Annotated in this window: 19 protein-coding genes and 1 tRNA gene; 13 read left to right on the top strand and 7 right to left on the bottom strand. The window is 63.7% G+C overall.

Annotation, left to right across the window (positions count from 1 at the left end):
- Window positions 1–1,064, bottom strand: a 1,064-nt coding sequence (locus tag CN311_RS16425) for a hypothetical protein (RefSeq protein ID WP_097574809.1), incomplete at its 3' end; no start/stop codon positions are given.
- 333 nt (window positions 1,065–1,397) lie between these two features.
- Between CN311_RS16425 and CN311_RS16420 the strand changes: the two genes are divergently transcribed.
- Window positions 1,398–1,473, top strand: a tRNA-Thr gene (locus CN311_RS16420).
- 97 nt (window positions 1,474–1,570) lie between these two features.
- Here CN311_RS16420 and CN311_RS16415 read toward each other — a convergent pair.
- Window positions 1,571–1,831, bottom strand: coding sequence for a GCG_CRPN prefix-to-repeats domain-containing protein (locus tag CN311_RS16415; RefSeq protein WP_097574821.1), 261 nt, complete (start codon window positions 1,829–1,831; stop codon window positions 1,571–1,573).
- Window positions 1,832–2,166: 335 nt separating this feature from the next.
- On the opposite strand from CN311_RS16415, the gene CN311_RS16410 reads away from it, so the two are divergent.
- Entirely contained in the window at window positions 2,167–2,961 is a 795-nt protein-coding gene (locus CN311_RS16410; protein WP_097574820.1) for an FkbM family methyltransferase, read from the top strand.
- Between the two features lie 91 nt (window positions 2,962–3,052).
- Here CN311_RS16410 and CN311_RS16405 read toward each other — a convergent pair whose 3' ends face one another.
- The 5 genes from CN311_RS16405 to CN311_RS16380 form a co-directional block, all read right to left on the bottom strand.
- Window positions 3,053–4,654, bottom strand: a complete 1,602-nt coding sequence (locus CN311_RS16405; RefSeq protein WP_097574808.1) for an indolepyruvate oxidoreductase subunit beta family protein — start codon at window positions 4,652–4,654, stop codon at window positions 3,053–3,055.
- Complete coding sequence (locus tag CN311_RS16400) at window positions 4,647–6,800, bottom strand: thiamine pyrophosphate-dependent enzyme (RefSeq protein WP_097574807.1); 2,154 nt, start codon at window positions 6,798–6,800, stop codon at window positions 4,647–4,649. Before CN311_RS16400 ends, CN311_RS16405 begins: the two co-directional genes overlap by 8 nt.
- A 47-nt stretch (window positions 6,801–6,847) precedes the next feature.
- Window positions 6,848–7,330: a MarR family winged helix-turn-helix transcriptional regulator gene (locus tag CN311_RS16395; protein WP_097574806.1), complete on the bottom strand. Its 483-nt coding sequence runs from the start codon at window positions 7,328–7,330 to the stop codon at window positions 6,848–6,850.
- Complete coding sequence (locus CN311_RS16390) at window positions 7,330–8,901, bottom strand: phytoene desaturase family protein (RefSeq protein ID WP_097574805.1); 1,572 nt, start codon at window positions 8,899–8,901, stop codon at window positions 7,330–7,332. The genes CN311_RS16395 and CN311_RS16390 overlap by 1 nt, the downstream gene beginning before the upstream one ends.
- A gap of 312 nt (window positions 8,902–9,213) precedes the next feature.
- Window positions 9,214–10,005, bottom strand: coding sequence for a cyclase family protein (locus tag CN311_RS16380; protein ID WP_097574804.1), 792 nt, complete (start codon window positions 10,003–10,005; stop codon window positions 9,214–9,216).
- A 121-nt stretch (window positions 10,006–10,126) separates the two neighbouring features.
- Between CN311_RS16380 and CN311_RS16375 the strand changes: the two genes are divergently transcribed.
- The 11 genes from CN311_RS16375 (at window position 10,127) to CN311_RS16325 (ending at window position 22,155) form a co-directional block, all read left to right on the top strand.
- Window positions 10,127–11,701 carry a phytoene desaturase family protein gene (locus CN311_RS16375; protein ID WP_097574819.1) on the top strand — a complete coding sequence of 525 codons (1,575 nt, stop codon included), beginning with the start codon at window positions 10,127–10,129 and terminating at the stop codon, window positions 11,699–11,701.
- A 131-nt stretch (window positions 11,702–11,832) separates the two neighbouring features.
- The gene (locus CN311_RS16370; protein WP_097574818.1) at window positions 11,833–13,359 is read left to right on the top strand and encodes an ABC transporter substrate-binding protein; all 1,527 of its coding nucleotides are present in this window, start codon (window positions 11,833–11,835) and stop codon (window positions 13,357–13,359) included.
- A gap of 64 nt (window positions 13,360–13,423) precedes the next feature.
- Window positions 13,424–14,431, top strand: a complete 1,008-nt coding sequence (locus CN311_RS16365; RefSeq protein ID WP_097574803.1) for an ABC transporter permease — start codon at window positions 13,424–13,426, stop codon at window positions 14,429–14,431.
- Window positions 14,424–15,272 (top strand): ABC transporter permease, encoded by an 849-nt coding sequence (locus CN311_RS16360; RefSeq protein ID WP_097574802.1) that lies wholly within the window; start codon window positions 14,424–14,426, stop codon window positions 15,270–15,272. The genes CN311_RS16365 and CN311_RS16360 overlap by 8 nt, the downstream gene beginning before the upstream one ends.
- Entirely contained in the window at window positions 15,269–16,150 is an 882-nt protein-coding gene (locus tag CN311_RS16355; RefSeq protein WP_097574801.1) for an ABC transporter ATP-binding protein, read from the top strand. Before CN311_RS16360 ends, CN311_RS16355 begins: the two co-directional genes overlap by 4 nt.
- Window positions 16,143–16,973, top strand: coding sequence for an ATP-binding cassette domain-containing protein (locus CN311_RS16350; RefSeq protein WP_097574800.1), 831 nt, complete (start codon window positions 16,143–16,145; stop codon window positions 16,971–16,973). The genes CN311_RS16355 and CN311_RS16350 overlap by 8 nt, the downstream gene beginning before the upstream one ends.
- An 84-nt stretch (window positions 16,974–17,057) precedes the next feature.
- On the top strand, window positions 17,058–17,657 hold the full coding sequence (locus CN311_RS16345; protein ID WP_097574799.1) for a VOC family protein: 600 nt from the start codon (window positions 17,058–17,060) through the stop codon (window positions 17,655–17,657).
- A 160-nt stretch (window positions 17,658–17,817) separates the two neighbouring features.
- Window positions 17,818–20,112 carry a bifunctional salicylyl-CoA 5-hydroxylase/oxidoreductase gene (locus CN311_RS16340; protein ID WP_097574798.1) on the top strand — a complete coding sequence of 765 codons (2,295 nt, stop codon included), beginning with the start codon at window positions 17,818–17,820 and terminating at the stop codon, window positions 20,110–20,112.
- Window positions 20,109–20,882 (top strand): SDR family NAD(P)-dependent oxidoreductase, encoded by a 774-nt coding sequence (locus CN311_RS16335; RefSeq protein WP_097574797.1) that lies wholly within the window; start codon window positions 20,109–20,111, stop codon window positions 20,880–20,882. Before CN311_RS16340 ends, CN311_RS16335 begins: the two co-directional genes overlap by 4 nt.
- Window positions 20,876–21,346 (top strand): MarR family winged helix-turn-helix transcriptional regulator, encoded by a 471-nt coding sequence (locus CN311_RS16330; RefSeq protein WP_097574796.1) that lies wholly within the window; start codon window positions 20,876–20,878, stop codon window positions 21,344–21,346. Before CN311_RS16335 ends, CN311_RS16330 begins: the two co-directional genes overlap by 7 nt.
- Window positions 21,343–22,155 carry an enoyl-CoA hydratase family protein gene (locus tag CN311_RS16325; RefSeq protein ID WP_097574795.1) on the top strand — a complete coding sequence of 271 codons (813 nt, stop codon included), beginning with the start codon at window positions 21,343–21,345 and terminating at the stop codon, window positions 22,153–22,155. The genes CN311_RS16330 and CN311_RS16325 overlap by 4 nt, the downstream gene beginning before the upstream one ends.
- Window positions 22,156–22,234 lie beyond the last annotated feature (79 nt).

Here is a 22,234-nt window from a genome sequence, read left to right as displayed (position 1 = left end):
GCATAGCGCTTGCGGCCGCAGTCGCCGAGTTCACCGAAATTGCAGTCGATGGAGATCTGCGTCTCCTTGCCTTCCTCGGAGCGGGCGAGGATATCGAACGTCGCATGCTTGCCGGCGAGCTTGTCCAGCACGCCTTGCCCGACGTCGAAACTGATCGCCGAGCCGGAAGCGCCCGAACGGATGCGCAGGAAGGAACCGCTGTCGTCCTGCATGACTTCGGCCTTGGCATCCGAGGGCGCACTGACGAGCGTGGGGTCGCTCGGCGAAAACACGTTGATCCAGTCGCGCGCCTGATCGGCCTCGCCGGGCTTTTGCGGCGAGGCCGTGTCTGCCGGCGGCGCGAAATCGTCATCGCCCACCGTCGGCGGCTCTTGCGGCGGCGCCGTATCGAGTTCGGCCGGCGTCTTGAAGACGCCGGTCTGCGCGGCGAAATACAGGCCGATGCCGGCTGCCGCGAGCAGCGTCACGCCAAGAAATATACCCGTCAGCGGCAAGCGGCGCCCCACCACCCGCCTTTCGTCGCGGTCGGGCGTCACCTCGGCCTCGTCGGTTCCGGTCGGTGCGGGGGCCGACATGTCGATCTCCGGCACGCCGGGAAAAACCGCTTCGGGCATGATATCGGGAACGACCGGCAGCACGCGCGACCTGGGTTCGTCGGATGGAGGAGGCTCTACCGGCCCGTCGACAACGATGTCGGGCGACGGCGCTGGCTCGGCAGCTTCGACCGCAGGGTCGCCATTCGCCGGAAGCTCGACCGCGGGCGCTGCCGCAGCGTTGTCCTCCGGCACTGCTGCCGCAGCGTTGTCCCCCGGCACTACCGCGGCGTTGTCCGCCGGCGCGGCAAAGTCGGGTACGGCGGGCAGGAATTCGGATTCGATTTCGGCGATCTTGGCCTGCACCGCCTTGCGGCGCTTGATGGCGACCTCCACCGTCACGTTCGGATTGGCCTGGAGGGCCCGGTCAAGTGCCGCGAAGGCCGACCGATAGACCCTCTCGCGAAACGCGCGGTCCTCGGCGTTGCCTTTTTCGAAAGCATTCCGGATCGCTTTTTCGATGGCGTCCAAGCCGGATCCCTCTGCACGTTCGCTCACATTGTCATGATCGTTAGCCGCAGGCGACCAATCAATCAACGGGCGAGCACCCGCATTCTGCCTTGCCGATACCCTCAAAGCCCATTTCGGCGGCTTTTCGGTAAAGAAATCAACATTTCCCGCCGATTTTTCCGCCGCACCGGCAAACAACCTGCTGGTGTGGCATCGTGCGGGCAATGACGGTTCGGCGGCGCGCGCTTCATTTCGGCCAAATATGGGATCGACACGAATTGCCAAGTCGCATCTTGAATTCGCGGCAGGTTGCGTCTATCACCCAGCGCATCTTGGATGCCTCGGGCTTCCCGGGCCGCTTTAGCTCAGTTGGTAGAGCACATCATTCGTAATGATGGGGTCGCGTGTTCGAGTCACGCAAGCGGCACCAGTTGTTTCCGTCTATTTTCCCCTGCAATCCCGGTCCACTTGGCGACAGGAACGCCCGCGCCGTTTCCGACGCGGGTGCTTTTCGAACCCGTCAGCGCCTACCGGGCCCAATAGCCGGGGTGCCAGCGATGATGAAACCAGACGCCGGAGTGCCAGCGGTGGATCGGTCGGAACCGCCGGTTTGGCACGCAATTGCCCCAATTGTTGACGTGCCAGCCGGGGCCGCATCGCCAGCCAACCGTTTCGACGGGGATCTGGGCCGCGCCTGGCCTTGCCATCGGCATGGCTTGCGAACCGGCGCTCGACAACATCAGGGTGCCCGCCGCAAGGGCGATGGGCAGAATGTGTTTGGTGAGCATGACTGTATTCTCCATGGTTCACACCCCTGGGGAATAAATACCACCCGATCGGCTGAACGCCGGATGACATCGCAATCAAAAGTTCGTTGGCCCTTGATCAGCCGGCAGCAGTTGAGTGGCTCGACGGCCAGCGCATGGTCTTCCCGGACGTGGCCGAGCGCCAGCGCAAGAGCGGGGGCTTCCCTCGAACGGACGAAGACAAGCCCGGATTTAAGCGTAGTTTCCTACGTTCGCTTCCCAAGTAGCATTGCGGATCGGAAGCTCTGTACGAAGTTCAAGCATTTGTATGCAACGGAATGGTCAACCTTGGGCGGGAGGCAATCCGGAGGCAGAGAATGTTAATTTCAGCAACGGCACCTGTTGTCCAATTAGCAACAAAGCTCAATAGAAAGATCCAGCAAGCAACACACGTCCTGAGAGCAGAAGGGTTTGGTCGATTTCTCCAATTGTCAGCCTGGTCGTTGAGCGAACCACTTAGGTCGGTGTGGCTCCGCCGCCGTGTTGCGGCCGATGCCACGCAGGCATCGTCCAAGCTCAAGGCGGCAGAGCGAAATCGCGGATTGTTTATCGATTGTGGTTCAAACGTCGGCCAGGGTTACAAATACTTTTCTCGGTACTACACACCCGACCGCTTCGACTACGTTCTGGTCGAACCCAACAGGAATTGCCTGCCGCACCTTGATGCCTTGCGTTCGGAAAATGCGACTATGGAGATCATCGTCAAGGCGGCAAGCGTCAAAGATGGCTTTGCCGAACTATTTGGTCCCCCTCCGGAGCGGTCGGGGCCTACACATCAAGGTTGCTCGATCGTCTATGGCCACAACGAGAGCCTGTATCAATCGCTACGATTTACTCCGGACCTCGTCGAAACGTTTTCGCTGTCACAGATGATCCGAGCGAAGCGTGAACTGTACGACGTGGTCGTTCTCAAGCTCGATGTCGAAGGGGCGGAGTATGAGATCCTTGACGACATGATCCAGTCTGGAAGCCATCGCGATCTCTATGCCGCATATGTGGAATTCCACTCTCTCAAATTGCGGACTTTCGAGAGACGAAAGAAACGCGTCGCAGAATTCCAAATCAGGGATGCATTCCTCAAGGCGGGCACGCGCTTCCGCGAATGGATATAACGTCTATGATTGGAAGGACGGGCAAGCCACTCATCTCGATATGACAGGTTTGCCCGAAGCCCTGAGCGGTTCGCTGCCGAACCGGAGCGTTTCAATTTTCCAGATGCGGGCCCAACGACGCCACGGTCTTCAGCGCACCATCGAGCATGTCGCCCTTCTCGTCCTTGAGCGCCGCTTCGCGCAGGCGCCTGATCCAGTCGGCGGCATCGTCCCGGCCCTTGACCAGATCGAGCGCCGAGAGCACGCGATCGAACTTGGATTGCGCGCGGGCATGGGTGTCGCTGTAACCCTTGATCAGCCGGCGGCAGTTGAGGATCTCGACGGCCAGAGCGTAATCTTGCCGGACATGGCCAAGCGCCAGATCATACCAGCGCTCCAGATGCGCGGTCTCGACCTTGTGGCGCAGCAGGCGACGACGCCAGCGGCGCAGGCCACCGATGAACCAGAGCGCGGCAAAGCCGGCAAAACTGTCGGTGCGGATGTGGCGGCCGCGATTGATGCGGCGGTCGAGAAAGGCGGCGAGCTTCGGCCGGTTCTCGATGTAGCTGCCAAGGCCTGCCGGCAGGGTACCACAGAATTCCTCGATGCGCGGATGGAAATATTCGGTCACCTGCAGGACCGTACCGTCCTTGACGCCGACCTCGCGGCGCACCCGTCTGTCGCGGGTCGAGCGGGTCTTGAGATCGGCGACGCGGATCATGTCGTCGTAGCACATGGCGTTGGCCAGATGCTTTGCCGCTGATATCGACAGCGCGTAGGCATGGTCGGTCCCGTAGCTATCGGCATTGTCCACAGCGATAGCCTTGTCGAGCCGCTCGAGATATTCCCCGCCATAGGCGATATCCTGATAGTCGACGATTTTTTTCAGGCCAAGCATCGCCATGTCGCGAACAGCAGCCGGCAAAGCATCGATGCGGGCGGCCAATTGCTGCCAGCCCTGCAAGAGGTTTTCCGGCCCGCTCACCTTCGCCTTCATGCCAGAACCGGTTTCGGTAGCCGCCGGCTTCTCCACCGTTTCCGAAGAGGCAGCGCCAGCAATGGCACGCGCGCGGTCAAAGGAAGCGCCGAAGGCCGCGAGGCTAGCCTTGACGCCACGGCCGCCGGCACTGATCGCCTGCTCGTAGCTTTCGCGGGTGAAGGGCAGCGCGCCGGAGCCGGCGAGCGCGCCGAGCAGGCTGGCCGAGATCATCGTGCCATTGTCGGCGGCGATCTTCTCCATGTCAAAGGCGATAAAATGTTTGGCGGCTGCTTCGGCAGTTGCCTGCACCTTGGCGGACGAGGCGCGGCCGTCGCCGGGTTCGATCTTTTCCGACACGGCGGCGATGCGGTGCGAGGAAGTGATCAGCGTGGTGCGTTCGGGCGTGACGAAGCCCCTGATGATGGCGCGGCCGGCTTCCATCAGCTCGGCGGCGATCAATATGTCGACATCACCCTGCGACGGGGACAGCGCAAAGACCGGCAGCCGGCCGGTGTCTCTGGCCATCTCGACATAGTAGATGGTGGCGCCGGTGCGCTGGGCGACGCCGGCGACCGAGGTCGACTGCGCGACATAACCGTTGCGCTCGGCGACATCGGTGATCCAGTCAGCCAGAACGCCGCCGCCCTGGCCGCCGACCGCCAGCACGGCAAGCTTGATGACGGGCTCGTCCGAAGCGTCGGCCCCAGGGCGAGATGATGGGACGGCGTCAAGCATCGGCGAAGGTCAGGCGCCGGCTTTCGCGCCGCCGCTGCAGCATGCCGATCGTTGAACGACGTGCGCTTTCGAGAAAGCGATCCCAGCGGCTTGGGTTGTGGACAACGTCGGCGCGATAGAAGGACGGGCAGAGCACGGCCGCATCGGCGACCTCGCCGCAATTGCCGCAGCCGACGCAGCTCTGGTCGATATGCGCCACCGGATCGTCACGCAGCGGATCGTCAAGCGATTTCACCGATAGCGACGGGCAGCCGGAAAGCCGCATGCAGGCATGGTCGCCGGTGCAGATGTCCTCGTCGACGCCGAATTTCGGCTTCACTATCCGCTCGCCGCCCTTGATCGCCTTGTCGACCAGCGGCTTTTCACGCCGCTGCCGGTTGAGCATGCATTCGGACGAGGCGACGATAACTTTTGGCCCCTTCTCGTCGGTCGTCAGCGCCTCGCGCAGCGTGTCCTGCATCTTGTCGACATCATAGGTGCGGTCGATGTGGCGCAACCATTTGACGCCCATGCCTTTCACCGCCTCGGTGATCGGATGCTTGGTCGACTTGGTTTTGTTGCCGGCGCGGGACGAGAGAATATCCTGTCCCCCCGTCGCAGCCGAATAAAAATTGTCGACGATGACGATGACGCCGTCATTCTTGTTGAACACCGCATTGCCGATCGAGGAAGTCAGGCCGTTGTGCCAGAAGCCGCCATCGCCGACGAAGGAGATCGAGCGGCGCTTGGCGTCAGGCGAATTGAAGGCCGAGGCCGAGGCCGGCCCCAGCCCATAGCCCATGGTGGTGGCGCCGAGCTCGAAGGGCGGCATGATCGAGAACAGATGGCAGCCGATGTCGGAAGCGATGTGATGCTTTCCAAGCTCCTGCTCGACCAGTTTTGTCGCGGCGAAGATCGGCCGCTCCGGGCAACCGATGCAGAAGCCGGGCGGACGGCCCGGAACGACGTTGATCAGGTCGGCGGTGTCGACGCCCTCGCCTGACTTGTTCGGCGCCCGTACCTCGCCCGGCAGCAGATACGGGGCTTCAGTGCGCAGGAAGGAGCCGATGCCGTCGAGCATGACCTGGCCGGTGTATTCGCCGGCCATCGGCAGGTGCTCCTTGCCGACGAGCCTGGTGCCGCGTCCGGCCTTGTGCAGCATCGCGGCAAAGGCCTGCTCGATATAGTTGGGCTGGCCTTCCTCGACGACGAGCACGGCGTCCTTGCCCTCGCAGAAGGACAGGAACTCGTCGTCGATCAGGGGATAGACCGCATTGAGCACATAAAGCGGCACGTCAGTGTCGCCATAGGTGTCGGCGAGGCAGAGACGCTGCAGGGCGCGGATGACCGCATTATACATGCCGCCCTGCATGACGATGCCGACCGAGCCATGATCCGAGCCGAAGAATTCGTTGATCTTGCGGCTCTTGATGAAATCCACCGCCGCCGGCCAGCGCTTCTGCACCTTCTCCTTCTCATGCAGGAAGGAGGCGGGCGGCAGCACGATGCGGCCAGTGTCGCGGCGCGGCGCGTCCAGCGCATCGGCTACCGACATTGGCGGCCGCCTGTTGTCCTTGGCGATGAAATGGCCGTGCACATGGCAGCAGCGGATGCGGACCTGCAACATGACTGGCGTGTTGGAGGCCTCGGAGAGCTCAAAACCGTCCTCCACCGCCTTGACGATCGACGGCAGATTGGGGCGCGGATCAAGCAGCCAGACCTGGCTCTTCATGGCGAAGGCATGGCTGCGCTCCTGCATGATCGAGGAGCCCTCGCCATAATCCTCGCCGACGATGATCAGCGCGCCGCCGGTGACACCGCCCGACGCCAGATTGGCCAGCGCATCGGAGGCGACATTGGTGCCGACCGTCGACTTGAAGGTGGCCGCACCACGGATCGGATAATGCACCGAGGCGGCCAGCATCGCCGTGGCGGTGGCTTCCGAGGCGCTGGCCTCGAAATGGACGCCGAGCTCGCCAAGGATATCCTGCGCGTCAGCCAGCACGTCCATCAGGTGGCTGATCGGCGCGCCCTGGTAGCCGCCGACATAGCCGACGCCGCATTGCAGCAGCGCCTTGGTAATGGCGAGGATGCCTTCGCCGGCAAACTCCTCGCCGGCGCCGAGCCGGAGTTTTTCGACTTCCTTGGCAAAAGACCGTTCGGCCATGGTGGCCTCCTTCCGTTGCCGCCCGGCAGGGCGGCGCGTACTTCAACTCAAATCTCGTGCTTTCGAATGTTTGTCAGCATCTTCAGCAGCGTGGCGATAAGGGCGGCGTATTCGGCATCGTCGATGCCATCGAACATCGCCTCGAACGCGTCATGCATGGCCGGCCAGGCGCGGGTGAACTCGGCGCGGCCATCGTCGGTCAGGAATACATGGCGAATGCGGCTGTCGGTGACGCCCTGCTCGCGGCGCACAAGGCCTTGCCCTTCCAGGGTGTCGAGCGTGCGGCTCAAGGTCGACTGCTCGATCACCGTATAGACCGAGAGGTCGTTGACGGTAACACCGTCGGTGACCGACAGCACGGCCAACGTGCGAACCTGCGGAATGGTCAGGCCCTGCTTGCGGAAATCGTCGCGCAGGGTGGCGTTGTAGCGGCCCATGATGCGGTTCATCAGATAGGGCGCGAATTGCTGCAGGCCGATCTGGCCGAGGGTCGAGATGCGCTGGCGTTTTTCGGGAACGCTCTGCTCCATCACAGCCTCCCCGCCAGCAGGAAGCCGGAGCCGCCGCCAAGCCCGGCGCCGGGATGGGTCGAGGCGCCGATATGGTAGAGGCCCTTGATGCCGGTGTCGTGATTGCGGCTCGCCTTGAACGGACGCCACAGAAACGACTGGTCGATGGTCGAGGAGCCGCCATAGGGATCGCCGCCGACCAGGTTGATGTTCATGGCTTCGAGATCGGCCGGCGAATAAGCGCGGCGCGCGATCACGCTGTCCTTGAAGCCATCGATATGGTTGCCGAGTATCGCTTCGACGCGATCGGCATAGGCCTCGCGCAGCTTCTCGGTCCATTGCCCGTCGGCCGGTGCCTCAAGTTTGCCGGCGGCATCGCCCTTGATGTGGCGTGGCGCCTCGGGCAGTTGCAGCCACAGAATCGCCTTGCCGTTGGGACAGCGCGACGGGTCGAGCGCATGCGGCTGGCCGACGCAGATGGTCGGCACCTCCGGCAACAGGCCGCGCACCGCCTCGTTGCAGGCCTTGGACACACCGTCGAGTCCCGGCGTCAGATGCAGCAGCGCGACATTACCCAGGCCGTTGCCGCGCCATGCGGGCGGCCGGTCCAGCGCATAGTGGATCTGGAAATTGCCCTTGCCGTAGCGGTATTTCCGGGTCGCCTCGACGGCAGCCGCCGGCGCGTCCTTGCCTAACAGCCGGCCGTAAAGCTGTGTCGGCGTGACCGAGCAGATGATGCTTTTTTTTGCCGTGACGATTTCGCCTGACGCAAGTCGCACGCCCGTGGCCCGGCCTTCACTCTGGACAATGGAGGCAACGTCGCCTTCAGTCCGGATCACGCCGCCGCGCTCCTTGATCAGTGCTTCGAAGGCAGAAAGCAGATTCCTGGCGCCGCCCTTGACGATCGGCGCGCCGGCAGCTTCCAGCGCGAAGGCGATAACCTTGGCGATCTGGCTGGAGAAGGCATCCTCCGGCCCGAGGCCGGCGTGCAGCACCCAGGGCGCCCAAAGCGCACGGACGGTTTCGGATTGGTAGCTGTTTTCAAGCCAGCCCCGCGCTGGCGCCAACGCGTCGCCGAGGAAGGCGGCGAGATTGCGCGGACCACGCCGCCAGGCCTCGCCTGCCATGAGCCTGGTTGTCGGATAGGACCATAGGCTGCCGCCGAGCAGGCCGAACAGCAGGCCGGCATTGCGTTCTATCTCGCTTACATCGTTTGCGTGCCTATCGCCATCACCGGACGCAATCTCATTGAGCGCGGCGACATTGGCGGCACGGTCGGTGCTAAGCACAGCATGGCTGCCATCTGGCCTGAGCACACCAGTAGGCGTGGCGGTGTGGCAGAACTCCAGCCCGTGGCGCGCCAGATCCTTGCCAAGTGCGGCAAAGGCCGGCGAGGTGATGAACAGGACAAAGGTCGTCGCCATCACATCATGGACGAAGCCCGGCGCGGTGATTTCCTCGGTGCGCATGCAGCCGCCAATGCGGTCGTTGCGCTCAAGCACCAGCACCTTCGCGCCCTTGCCGCCCAGCATCGCCGCGCAGACCAGCGCGTTGATGCCGCTGCCGACGATGATGTGATCGGGGGCGGTCATGGAGGGGTGCTCCTCGTCCCCGGAAGCTGAGATTCAATCGCGCGCGGTTGCGTTCCTTCGCGCCCCCCTCTGTCCTGCCGGACATCTCCCCCACGAGGGGGGAGATTGGCAGTTTCGGCGCCCGGCTCATTCCTGCGACGTTGGAGATTGGCGAAGGCGGCAGTGACGTCCGATCTCCCCCCTCGTGGGGGAGATGTCCGGCAGGACAGAGGGGGGCGCCGTAGAGCGCCGGCGTTGCAAGGCTGCCGCTCCCAATCCATCACTACAGCGTTGCCTGCGAGCATGATCTTCTCCCGAAGACCGCCAACTGCCCTATTTCCCTGGCACCAGCGCCAGCGCGCGGATCGGGCTGCCGGTGCCGTGCTCGATCTTGAGCGGCGCGGCGATCAGGATCGCGCCCTTGGGCGGCAGCCGGTCGAGATTGCAGAGGCTGGCCAGACCATAGCGGTTGGCCTTGTGCATCAAGGTGTGCGCCGGGAATGGCGGCTCCATGCCTCCGGCCTTGCCGGCATCGGTGCCGATCGTCTCGCTGCCCCAGCCCTTGATGTCCTTGCTGATCAGGAACTGGATGGCTTCCGCCGTCGGGCCGGGCGTGTGCGGGCCTGTCTCGTTGGCATTGAGGAATTCGGCTTCCGAGCCGTTGCGCTTGTACCAGTCGGTGCGCATCACCACCCATTCGCCGGCGTTGATCGCGCCATGCTTGGCTTCCCACGTCTTGATGTGATCGACGGTGAGCAGGAAATCGTGGTCGGCGGCGGCTTCCCCGGAGCAGTCGATGACATTGACCGGGCCGACGAAATTCTGCGCCGGAATGGTGTCGGTGGCGCCGTCGGGATAGTCCTTGCCGGTGATCCAGTGCTGCGGCGCGTCGAAATGCGTGCCCGAATGCTCGCCGAGCTTCAGCCAGTTCCAGGCCCACCACGGGCCGTTCTTGTCATAGCGGGAGATCGAGTGGATCTCGACCTTCGGCGTGTCGACGGCCAGCTCCGGCGGCAGCTTGATCAGCGGCGTGTCCGGCCCGAGCGGCGCCGACAGGTCGACAACCTGGATGGCGCCGGAAAGCAGCTGGCCGGCGACCTCGCCGAGGAGTTTTTGCGTGTCCATGGTCTCTGTTCCCTCTTTGTCGAAGATGCTGAAGGCTCGTTGCGGCCCTTAATATCCTACTAGACGAAAACATATGCATCTGCAATTATCTTTAAGCATAAAGGAAATGGGTTGGGTGGGCGTGAGCGAGTTTGACGCCATATTCGTCGGGGCGGGCCATAACAGTCTGGCTTGCGCCGCGCATCTGGCGCTCAAGGGTTGGAAAACGGGAGTTTTCGAGCGCAGCGAAACGATCGGCGGCGCCGTCCAGACCCGTGAATTCACGCTGCCCGGCTTCCGGCACGATTTCGGCGCGATGAATCTGAGCTTGTTCGCCGGCTCGGCCTTCCACCGGAAATATGCAAATGAATTGAAAAGCCACGGGCTGGAATTCTCACCAGTGGCCGATTGCTTTGCCAGCGCCTTTCCGGACGGGAAATGGTTCGGTGTCAGCAATGATCTTGACAAGACCGCCTCGCGTTTGGCGGCGTTTTCCGCGGCCGACGCCGCCACATGGCGCCGGTTGGTCGCGGGGTTCATGCCCGAGGCCGAGCATCTGTTCAGGCTGCTGGCTTCGCCGATGAGCGGCCGCGCTCTCGCCGGCACTGCGTGGAACCTGTGGCGCAAGAAGGGCATGTCCGGCGCTCTCGATACCGGCCGTCTGCTGCTGTCCTCGCCACGCGCCTGGCTTGAGGAGACCTTCGAGACGCCGCATGTCAGGACGACGCTCGCCGCCTGGGGCATGCATCTCGACTTCGCCCCCGATATCGCTGGCGGCGCCGTGTTCCCCTATCTGGAATCGATGGCCAACCAGTGCTTCGGCATGGTGCTCGGCAAGGGTGGCGCCGACACCATGATCCGCGCGCTCTCGGGCATGGTCACGGCAGCCGGCGGCAAGATCGTCACAAGCGCCGAGGTGGCCGAGATCACTGTTGCCGCCGGCAAGGCGACCGGCGTACGGCTTGCGTCAGGCGACTTCCATATCGCCAGCAAGGCAGTCATCGCCGGCGTTGCACCAGGGGCGCTGCCAGGCCGGCTTTTGCCCGATGGTTCCGGCGATGGCGGCTTTGACGCAGCGATGAAAAAATTCCGCCACGCGCCGGGCACGATGATGATCCACCTGGCGCTGGACGATTTGCCGGACTGGCGCGCCGGGACTGAGCTTCGGCAATTCGCCTATGTGCATCTGTCGCCATCGCTCGACGCGATGTCGCGCACCTATCAGCAGGCGATGGCGGGCATGTTGCCGGATGAGCCGGTGCTGGTCGTCGGCCAGCCGACCGCGATCGATCCATCACGGGCGCCTGGAGGCAAGCATGTGCTGTGGGTGCAGGTGCGCATGCTGCCGGCCGAAATATCGGGCGATGCGGCTGGCCAGATCGCCCCGGGACAGTGGGATTTAGTCAAGGAGCAATATGCCGAGCGCGTGCTCGACATCATCGAGCGCTACGCGCCCGACCTGCGCCAGAAGATCCTCGGCCGCGCCGTGTTCTCGCCGCTCGACCTCGAGCGGGAAAATCCCAACCTCGTCGGCGGCGACCAGGTCTGCGGCAGCCACCATCTGGCGCAGAATTTTTTGTTTCGCCCGGCACGTGGTTACGCCGGCTGGAAAACGCCGGTCGCCAAGCTGCATCTCACGGGCGCGGCGACTTGGCCGGGCGCCGGCACCGGTGCGGCCTCGGGCTACATGCTCGCGCAACAACTTGGCGGGAGGTAGAAACAGGATTCTTCCGGGTGAAGGAAACTTCTGGTGTGAAGGGGGGCGAGGCGCGGTCGCCCAAGGAGCCTGAACCCACTGACCAGTCACAGACGCCGCGCAAAGAAAATACAACCAACAGGGGAACGACCATGACAATCAACAGACGTGAATTGCTCGGATACAGTGCCGCAGCGCTTGGTGCGGCCGCCATCGGCCTGCCGCAGATCGCCAAGGCGGCGGGGGAACTGACCATCGCCTACAATGTCAACCTGCCATCCTGGGACCCGACCACGGGGCCTTCGGCGGTCAACCCGACCATTCAGGGTCTCTACCAGTCGGTGTTCGACCAGTTCATCCCGCAAAAGCCGGACCTGTCCTTCGCACCCGGCCTGCTTACAGAATGGGGCTGGAACGAGGACCGCACCAAGATCATGATGACGGTGCGCGAGGGCGTGACCTGGCATGACGGCTCGCCCTTCACGGCCGAGGACGTGGTGTGGTCGCTGCAGCGGGCCGGCGACGAAAAGACCGGAAACCCCATCCAGTTCGTCTGGAAGAACGTCAACAACTTCAAGATCGACGGCAACAAGATCACCGGCGACGTGGTGCAGTTCGACCCGGTCTATTTCAAGTGGATGTCGTTCCTGACCGGCTACATCATGCCGAAGGCCTATTACGAGAAGGTCGGCGCCGAGGGCTTCGAAAAGGCGCCGATCGGCACCGGCCCCTACATGGTCGACAAGTTCGAGCGCAACGCCTTCCTGCGGCTGAAGGCCAACCCGAACTATTGGGGCGGCAAGCCGGCCTTCGAGAATGTGACGATCAAGTTCGTCACCGACGCGGCGAGCCGTGTCGCCGAAATCGAATCCGGCTCCTCGCAGGTGACGCTCGAAATCCCCTATGAGGAGTATGACCGGCTGATCGCCAAGGACGGGCTGGCCGGCTCGTGCAAGAACGTCTCCGACATCGGCATGATCTTCTTCAACGACATCGAGGTGATGCTGGACAAGAATGTCCGTCAGGCCGCGGTGATGGCCGTCGACAAGAAGCTTTTGGTAGACCGGCTGCTGCGCGGCTACGGCCAGCCGATCGACACGCTGGAAACGCCGGAATACGCCGCCTACGATCCCTCCATCAAGGTCGAGCACAATCCGGAAAAGGCCAAGGAATTGCTCGCCGCATCCGGCTATTCGACGGAGAAGCCGGTCAAGTTCACGATCCAGACGACCAAAGGCTTCAAGCCCAAGGATTACGAGATGATCCAGGCGATCGTCGGCATGTGGCGCAAGGTCGGCATCGAGGCCACGATCGAGGTCTACGAGATCGCCAAGCACTATGAGTTGCGCGCCGCCGACAAGCTGGCGCCGGCCGCCTTCTACAATTGGGGCAATGCCATCGGCGATCCGACGACGTCGACCGGCTTTGCCATGTACGGGCCGAGCCCGCATTCGGTGTGGGACAGCCAGGACCTGATCGACATGATCAACCCGCTGTGGGGCGAGAAGGACGAGGCCAAGCGCATTGCCGGCTGGAAGGCGGTCGACAAATACATCGCCGAGCAGGCCTACGTGCTGCCGCTGATGCAATATGCGCAGCCGATCGTGCATGCCAAGGGCGTCAATGTGGTGCAGCATGTCTCCGGCGCGCTGCTGCCGGCGCTGATGACCCCGGCCTGATAGACTGCATGCGCGCCACCGCAAAAAGGTGGCGCGCCCCTTTTCGCCGGATGTACAGGCGACCATGCTTCTGCAAAGATTTCTGATCCGCCTGCTGACGATGGCGATCACGCTGTTTGGCGTGGCCGTCGTGGTCTTCGTCGTCATTCGCGTCGCGCCCGGCGACCCGATCGCGATGATGTTGCCGCCAGGCGCCACCGATGCCGACATTGCCCGGTTGCGCGCGCTTTATGGGCTCGACAAGACCATCGTGCAGCAATTCTTCATCTGGCTGTCCGGCGTCATCAGAGGCGATTTCGGCACATCGATCTCGCTGCGCCAGGATGTGCTGGGGCTGGTGTTCAACCGGCTGCCGGCGACGCTGGAGCTCGCCATCACAGCGCTTCTGATGGCAGTGGCGATCGGCGGCACTGCGGCGATCCTCGGCGCGCGCGAACGCGGCACCGCGGTCGAGGCCGGCATCGACATAGCCAGCGGGACGGCGCTTTCCATTCCCGACTTCCTGTGGGGCCTGGTGCTGATCCTGCTGTTCGGCGTGCTGATCCCGGTGTTCGACATTTCCGGCCGCGTGTCGCCGCAGCTCGACCTGCCCTTCGTCACCCAGTTTTATCTCTTTGAGAGCATTCTGCGGCTGCGCTTCGACCTGACATGGGATCTGTTGAAGCACATGCTGATGCCGGCAGTGGCCTTGGCGCTGCCGCTCGCGGCAATCATCGCGCAACTGCTGAAACAGTCGCTGAAGGAGGTGCTCGACCTCGACTATGTCGTGCTGGCGCGCGTGAAGGGATTCTCGGAAACGCAGGTGGTCCTGCGCGAGGCACTGAAGAACGCGGCGCTGCCGACACTCACCCTGGTCGGCGTGCAGTTCACTTTCCTCATCGGCGGCACCGTCATCGTCGAGCGGCTGTTTTCCTATGAGGGTCTCGGCAACATGGCGATCGACGCCGTGATCAACCGCGACCTGCCGCTGATCCAGGGCATCGTGCTGGTCTTCGCGCTGCTGTTCGTGCTGATCAACCTCACTGTGGACATGATGTACGCGCTGCTCAATCCGAGGCTGCGCCATGGATGAGGCACGCATCGCCAGGCGTGGCCTGGGGCCAAGGCTGTGGCTTGCCGGCGGCTGGTTGCTGCTCGCGCTTCTTGCAGCGATCTTCGCACCGCTGGTCGCGCCACAGGATCCGCTGGCGCAGGATCTGATGCTGGAGCGGCTGCCGCCGTTCTGGATGAGCGGCGCCGAGCCCGGCTATTGGCTCGGCGCCGACAGCCTCGGCCGCGATCTGCTGTCGCGACTGATTTTCGGCGGCCGCATCGCCTTTGTCGTCGCCTTCGCAGCGGCCATTGCCGCCTGCCTGGTCGGCTCGACGCTCGGGCTGATCGCCGGCTATTTCGGCGGCTGGGCCGACCGTATCATCTCGCGCATCGTCGACATCTGGATGGCGTTCCCGCCGGTGCTGTTCGCCATCCTTCTCGTCGCCGTGCTCGGTACCGGCCTGAGCTCCGTCATCATTGCCATCGCCGTCATCGACTGGACGCGCTTTTGCCGGGTGATCCGTGCCGAGGCGATGGGGCAGGCGCGCATGGACTATGTCGAGAATGCACGTATCGCCGGCTATGGCCGCATCGGCATCATGCTGCGCGAAGTGCTGCCCAATGTGGTGCCGTCGATCGTGGCGCTGCTGTCGCTGGAAATGGGCATTGCCGTGATCGTCGAGGCGATCCTGTCCTTCGTCAATCTGTCGATCTCGACCGACGATCCGACCTGGGGCGGCATCATCGCCGAGGGCCGGTTGTCGATCCATCAGGCCTGGTGGGTGCTGGTGTTTCCGCTGATCACGCTGATCCTGACCGTGCTGTCGTTCAGCCAGTTCGGCGAGGCGCTGAAGGCTCGTTTCGATCCGGTGCTGCGATGAGCGCCGCCTGCCTCGATATCCGAAATCTCAGCGCCGTGCTGGCGAACGGACAGCGCGTGCTGCGTTCGGTGTCGCTCGCCGTCCAGCCCGGCGAGGTGCGCGCGCTGGTCGGCGAGAGCGGCGCCGGCAAGACGATGATCGGCAAGGCGGTGCTCGGCGTGCTGCCGTCCAGCGTACGCATCGTCGAAGGCGAAATGCTGCTGGAAGGCGAGGATCTCGGCCGGCTTCAACCGAAGGCGCGGCGCACGCTGATCGGCGCCCGCACGGCGCTGATCCCGCAAGACCCGCTGACCGCGCTCAACCCGTCGCGCCGCATCGGCCCGCAGATGACCGACCGGCTGGTGCGCATCCTTGGCTGGAGCGGACAGAGGGCGGACGCCCGCATCCGCCAGTTGCTGGACGAGGTGCAGATCCGCGACCCGGACCGCGTGCTGAGAAGCTATCCGCACGAGCTTTCCGGCGGCATGCGCCAGCGCGTGCTGATCGCGGCTGCCTTTGCCGCCGAGCCCCGGCTGATCGTTGCCGACGAGCCGACGACGGCGCTCGACGTGACCGTGCAGAAACAGATTTTGCGGCTGATCGCGCAATTGCAGCGCGACCATGGCACGGCGATCCTGTTCGTCACCCATGATCTCGGCGTCGTCGCCAAAATCAGTCAGAAAGTGTCGGTGCTCTATGCCGGCAAGGTGGTCGAAGAAGCCGACACGGCGGCTCTGTTCGCAGCACCTCAACATCCCTATACGCGGGCGCTGATTGCGGCGACGCCGCGCTACACCGATCCGCTCGCCTCGCTGAAACCGGTGGATGAGGCGGTGCTGGCCGGACTGGCAGCGGAGATCGCCACCGCCGACCAGGCCTGGAGGCCGCCGCATGGCTGAACCGCTCATCTCCGTGCGCGGGCTGAAGGTCGCGCTGCCCGACATGACGCGCAAGCCGCTGATCGGCCGTGCGCCTTTGGCCGAAATCCTGAAAGGCCTGGATTTCGACCTGCCCAGCGGATCGGTGACCGGCATCGTTGGCGAATCCGGTTCGGGCAAATCGACGCTCGGCCGCGCCTTGGTGCGTCTTTTGGAACCCAGCGCCGGCAGCATCAGCTTCGACGGCCGCGACATAACGCATCTGCCGGAGGCGGAGCTCAGGCCGCTGCGCCGCGACCTGCAAATGATCTTCCAGGATCCGATGTCGTCGCTCAACCCGCGCCGCACCATTGCCAGCATCATTGCTGCACCGCTCAAACAGAACGGCCTTGGCGACAATCTGAAGACCCGCGTTGCCGACGCATTGCAGCGCGTCGGTCTGCCGCAGAGCTTCGCCAAACGCTACCGCCACGAACTTTCGGGCGGCCAGCGCCAGCGTGTCGGCATCGCACGCGCCTTGGCGCTGTCGCCAAAATTCGTGCTGGCCGACGAGATCGTCTCCGGCCTCGATGTGTCGACGCAGGCGCAGATCCTGACCTTGTTGGAGAAGCTGGCGGCAGAGATGAGCCTGACCGTTGCCTTCATCAGCCATGATCTGTCGGTGATCCGGCGGCTGTGCCAACAGGTGATCGTCATGCGCGAAGGCAGGATCGTCGAAGCCAGCGCCACCGATGTCTTGTTCGAAAATCCGCAGCAGGCCTACACGCGCGATCTCATCGCGGCCATTCCGCTGCCCGAGATCGATGCTGATTGGCTGCGACCAGCCGCGAAATCCTCGGCATGAGAAAGCTCAACGCATCCGCACGCCGAAAAAGCGGGCCCCGGACGTGCGCCGACAAGACAGCCCGCGAAACGGAGGGTGACTGGAATGAAATACGCGATCAGAAACACGATGCTTGTGGCCGCCTTGCTTGGCTCAATGAGTGCGGCCTCGGCTGATACGATACCCGGCATGCGCGGCCACGACCACACCGGCATCACCGTGCCCGACATGAAGCAGGCCGTCGACTTCTTCACCGAAGTGGTGGGTTGCAAAAAGGCGATGTCCTTCGGCCCGTTCGCCGACGACAAGGGCACGTTCATGCAGGATCTGCTTGGCGTCGACCCCAAGGCGGTGATCGAGGAGATCACCCTGGTGCGCTGCGGTTACGGATCGAACATCGAACTGTTCAAATACACCGCGCCGGACCAGAAGGACGCGACACCGAAGAACAGCGATATCGGTGGCTATCACATCGCCTTCTATGTCGATGACGTCGCTGCGGCCAAGGCATATCTCGACGCCAAGGGCGTGAAGACACGGATGGGGCCCCTGCCAGTCAAGGAGGGGCCCGCCGCCGGGCAGACCATCCTCTATTTCCAGGCGCCCTGGGGACTGCAACTGGAAGCGATCAGCTACCCGGACGGCATGGCCTACGAGAAGGGCGCCGAGACGGTGCTGTGGAGCCCCAAGAGCCCGGAAAAGTAATCCGGGAGGGTGCTTGGGGCCAGCCGCAAGCACCCTCCAGATACGCGCCAGAATCGTTTCGATATGAAACTTTAAGCTTGAAATAATTCCGACGGCACGATACTGAAAGTCGGGATCATCGGCCTTGCCGGTGGCCCTAGGCGAAGAGGAGATCGCAGGCATGAAAGTTGCGGTTCTCGGCGGCGGACCGGCCGGGCTCTACTTTGCCATTTCGATGAAGCTCAGGGATGCCACTCACGAGGTGACGGTGTTCGAGCGCAACCACGCCGACGACACATTCGGCTGGGGCGTGGTGCTGTCGGCCGAGACGCTCGACAATCTGACCAGGAACGATCCGGTCAGTGCCGTCTGGATCAAAAAACACTTCGCCTATTGGGACGACATTGCTGTCATCCATGACGGCGTGCGCACGGTCTCGACCGGGCACGGCTTCTGCGGCATCGGCCGCAAGCGGTTGCTTATCCTGTTGCAGCGTCGGGCGCGCGAACTCGGCGTCAAGCTCGTCTTCGAGACCGATATCGCCGACCCCCGACCCTATATGGAGAGCCACGATCTGGTGGTTGCGGCGGATGGGCTGAACTCCAGGTCACGCGCGACCTTCGTCGACATCTTCAAGCCCGACATCGACAACCGCAAATGCAAGTTCGTCTGGCTCGGCACCCACCAGAAATTCGACGACGCCTTCACCTTCATCTTCGAGAAGACGGAGCATGGCTGGGTGTGGGCGCACGCCTACCAGTTCGACAGTGAGACAGCGACCTTCATCGTCGAATGCAGTGAGCAGACGTGGGACAGCTTCGGCTTCGGCGCGATGACGCAACAGGAATCGATCGCCGTCTGCGAACGGATCTTCGCCAAGCATCTCGGCGGTCATGCGCTGATGACCAATGCCAATCACATCAGGGGGTCGGCCTGGATCAATTTTCCGCGGGTGTTGTGCGAGCGCTGGTCGTACAAAAATCTGGCGCTGATGGGTGACGCGGCGGCATCGGCGCATTTCTCGATCGGTTCAGGCACCAAGCTGGCGCTGGAAAGCGCGGTGGCGCTGGCCGACTATGTCAAATCCGAGCCCGACCTCGAGGCGGCGTTCCGCAAATATGAGGATGCGCGGCGCACCGAGGTGCTGAAGCTGCAATCGGCGGCACGCAATTCGCTCGAATGGTTCGAGGAGGTCGAGCGCTATCTCGGCCTTGATCCGGTGCAGTTCAACTATTCGCTGCTGACGCGCTCGCAGCGCATCAGCCACGAGAATCTCAGACTGCGCGACGCTGAGTGGTTGGCCGGCGCCGAGGAATGGTTCCAGCGCCAGGCCGGCGCCGGCGGCAACAGCTTGCGCCGGGCGCCGATGTTCGCGCCGTTCAAGCTGCGCGACATGGCGCTCAACAACCGCATCGTCGTCTCGCCGATGGCGCAGTACAAGGCCGTCGACGGCTGTCCGACCGACTGGCATTTCGCCCACTATGCCGAACGCGCCAAGGGCGGCGCCGGCCTTCTCTATATCGAGATGACTTGCGTCAGCCCGGAAGGCCGCATCACACCCGGCTGTCCCGGTTTCTACGCGCCCGAGCACGAGGTGGCCTGGAAGCGGCTGGTCGACTTCGTCCATGCCGAGACGGAAGCCAAAATCTGCGCCCAGATCGGCCATTCCGGCGCCAAGGGCTCGACCCGGCTCGGCTGGCAAGGAACCGATGTGCCGCTGCCATCCGACAACTGGCCCGTTATGGCCGCGTCGGCGGTCGCGTGGTCGCCACAGAACCAGGTGCCGAAGGCAATGGACCGCGCCGACATGGATCTGGTGCGCGACCAGTTCGTGGCCTCGGCCGAGATGGCCGATCGTTGCGGCTTCGACATGCTGGAGATCCATGCCGCGCATGGCTATCTGCTCTCCTCCTTCATCACGCCTCTGACCAACCGGCGCACCGACGCTTATGGCGGTTCGCTGGAAAACCGCATGCGCTATCCGCTGGAAATTTTCCGTGCCGTGCGCACTGTCTGGCCAGCGGAAAAGCCTGTTTCCATGCGCATCTCAGCCAACGACTGGGTCGGCATTGAAGGGGTGATGCCGGCCGATGCAGTCGAGATCGCGCGCATGTTGCACGAGGCCGGTGTCGACATCTGCGACGTGTCGGCCGGCCAGACCTCGGCCAACGCCAAGCCGGTCTATGGCCGCATGTTCCAGACGCCGTTTTCCGACCGCATTCGCAACGAGGTCGGCATGGCGACGATGGCGGTCGGCAACATCTATGAGCCGGACCATGTCAATTCGATCCTGATGGCCGGCCGCGCCGATCTGGTGGCCTTGGCACGACCGCATCTCACAGATCCCTATTGGACGCTGCATGCGGCGGTGACGCTTGGCGATCGCGGCGTCAAATGGCCGGATCCCTATCTGCCCGGCCGCGACCAGATTTATCGTCTGGCCGAACGCGATGCGGCAGCGGGGCTGAAGGTATGAGCGCGGCCGGAGCAATCACGGGCACGCACGCGCTGGTCACCGGTGGCGGCTCCGGCGTCGGCCGGGCCATCGCATTGGCATTGGCAAGGGCCGGCATCACTGTCACCATCTGCGGCCGGCGCGAGGCGGTGCTTGCCGAGGTCGCGGGGGAAAGCGACCGCATCTTCGGCATTGCCGCCGACGTCACCGATGAGGCCTCGATGGCGTCGCTCTACAGCAACGCGGAAGCGGCGCGCGGACCTTTCGACATTGTTGTCGCCAATGCCGGCATGTCCGGCAGCGCCCCGGCGCATAGGACTTCCCTGGCGGACTGGCAGCGCACGCTCGACGTCAACCTCACCGGGGCGTTCCTGACGGTGAAGCCGGCGCTGGCCGGCATGGCGGCGCGAAAGGCGGGCCGGATCGTCTTCGTCGCTTCGACGGCCGGGCTGAAGGGCTATCCGTATGTCACGGCTTACGTCGCGGCCAAGCATGGCGTCGTCGGGCTGATGCGAGCGCTGGCCGCCGAGAACGCGAAATCCGGTGTGACAGTCAATGCCGTCTGCCCGGGCTTCGTCGAAACCGAGATGCTGGAGGAATCCATCCAGCGCATCGTCGAAAAGACCGGCCGCTCAGTCGAGGAAGCGCGGAGGAGCCTTGCCTCGACAAACCCGCAGGGACGTTTCATCCAGCCAGAGGAGGTCGCCGCCGCGGTGTTGTGGCTGTGCGGCGATGCGGCCGGGTCGATCACCGGCCAGGCGATCTCTGTTTCGGGAGGCGAGACATGGTAGCCGGCCCCCTGCCCGCGCGCTCCGGACCCGGCAAGGATCGGCTGCGCCTGTGGATACGGCTGCTGCGCGCCTCGCGCACGATCGAGGCGGAACTGCGCGAGCGGTTGAAGAAGGAATTCAACACGACGCTGCCGCGCTTCGATGTGATGGCGGCGCTCTACAGGTCGCCTGAAGGCATGCTGATGAGCGACCTGTCGCGTTTCCTTCTGGTCTCCAACGGCAATGTGACGGGCATCGTCGACCGGCTGGTCTCGGAAGGATTGGTCGCCCGCGCCCGGCGCAACGGCGACCGTCGCACTTCGATGGTGCGGCTGACCGAGGAAGGCTCGAAAGCCTTCGCCGTAATCGCCGCCGCGCATGAAGGCTGGGTCGGCGAGCTGCTGGGCACTGTGAGCGAGGAAGAGGCGCGCCGGCTGACCGGCATGCTGAATTCCTTCCGCAGCAATTGGGAGGGACGGGAATGACAAGGATGGCAAACCGCAAGCCGAAGCATTTCCTTTGGCAGGTCGAAGGCAAGGTCGCAAGGATCCGACTCGACCGGCCGGAGCGCAAGAACCCGCTGACCTTCGACAGCTACGCCGAGTTGCGCGATACATTTCGCGACCTCGTCTATGCCGAGGATGTCGACGCGGTGGTGTTCCTGCCCAATGGCGGCAATTTCTGCTCCGGCGGCGATGTGCACGACATCATCGGTCCGCTGGTCAAGATGGACATGAAGGCATTGCTCGCCTTCACCCGCATGACCGGCGATTTCGTCAAGGCGATGCTCAATTGCGGCAAGCCGATCATTGCGGCGGTCGACGGCGTGGCGGTGGGCGCCGGCGCCATCATCGCCATGGCGTCGGACATCCGCATCGCCACGCCCGAGGCGAAGACCGCCTTCCTGTTCACTCGCGTCGGCCTTGCCGGCTGCGACATGGGTGCGTGCGCCATCCTGCCACGTATCATCGGCCAGGGCCGCGCCGCCGAACTGCTTTACACCGGCCGCACCATGAGTGCCGCCGAAGGCGAGCGCTGGGGTTTCTACAACCGGCTGGTCGACGCCGCGGCGCTCGAAGCCGACGCGCTCGACATGGCGGCGCGCATCGTCTCCGGGCCGACCTTCGCCCACGGCATCACCAAGACGCAGTTGAACCAGGAATGGTCGATGGGGCTCGACCAGGCAATCGAGGCGGAGGCGCAGGCGCAGGCGATCTGCATGCAGACCGCCGATTTCGAGCGGGCGTACGAAGCGTTTGTGGCCAAGGGAAAACCAGTGTTCGAGGGGAATTGAGGATGGCCCTTTTTACGGAGACGTTGACGGGACAGCGCGCCCCTCTGTCCTGCCGGACATCTCCCCCTCTAGGGGGGAG

The organism is Mesorhizobium sanjuanii (assembly GCF_002529485.1).
Taxonomy (GTDB): domain Bacteria; phylum Pseudomonadota; class Alphaproteobacteria; order Rhizobiales; family Rhizobiaceae; genus Mesorhizobium; species Mesorhizobium sanjuanii.
This window is presented reverse-complemented; position numbering and strand designations above follow the sequence as displayed.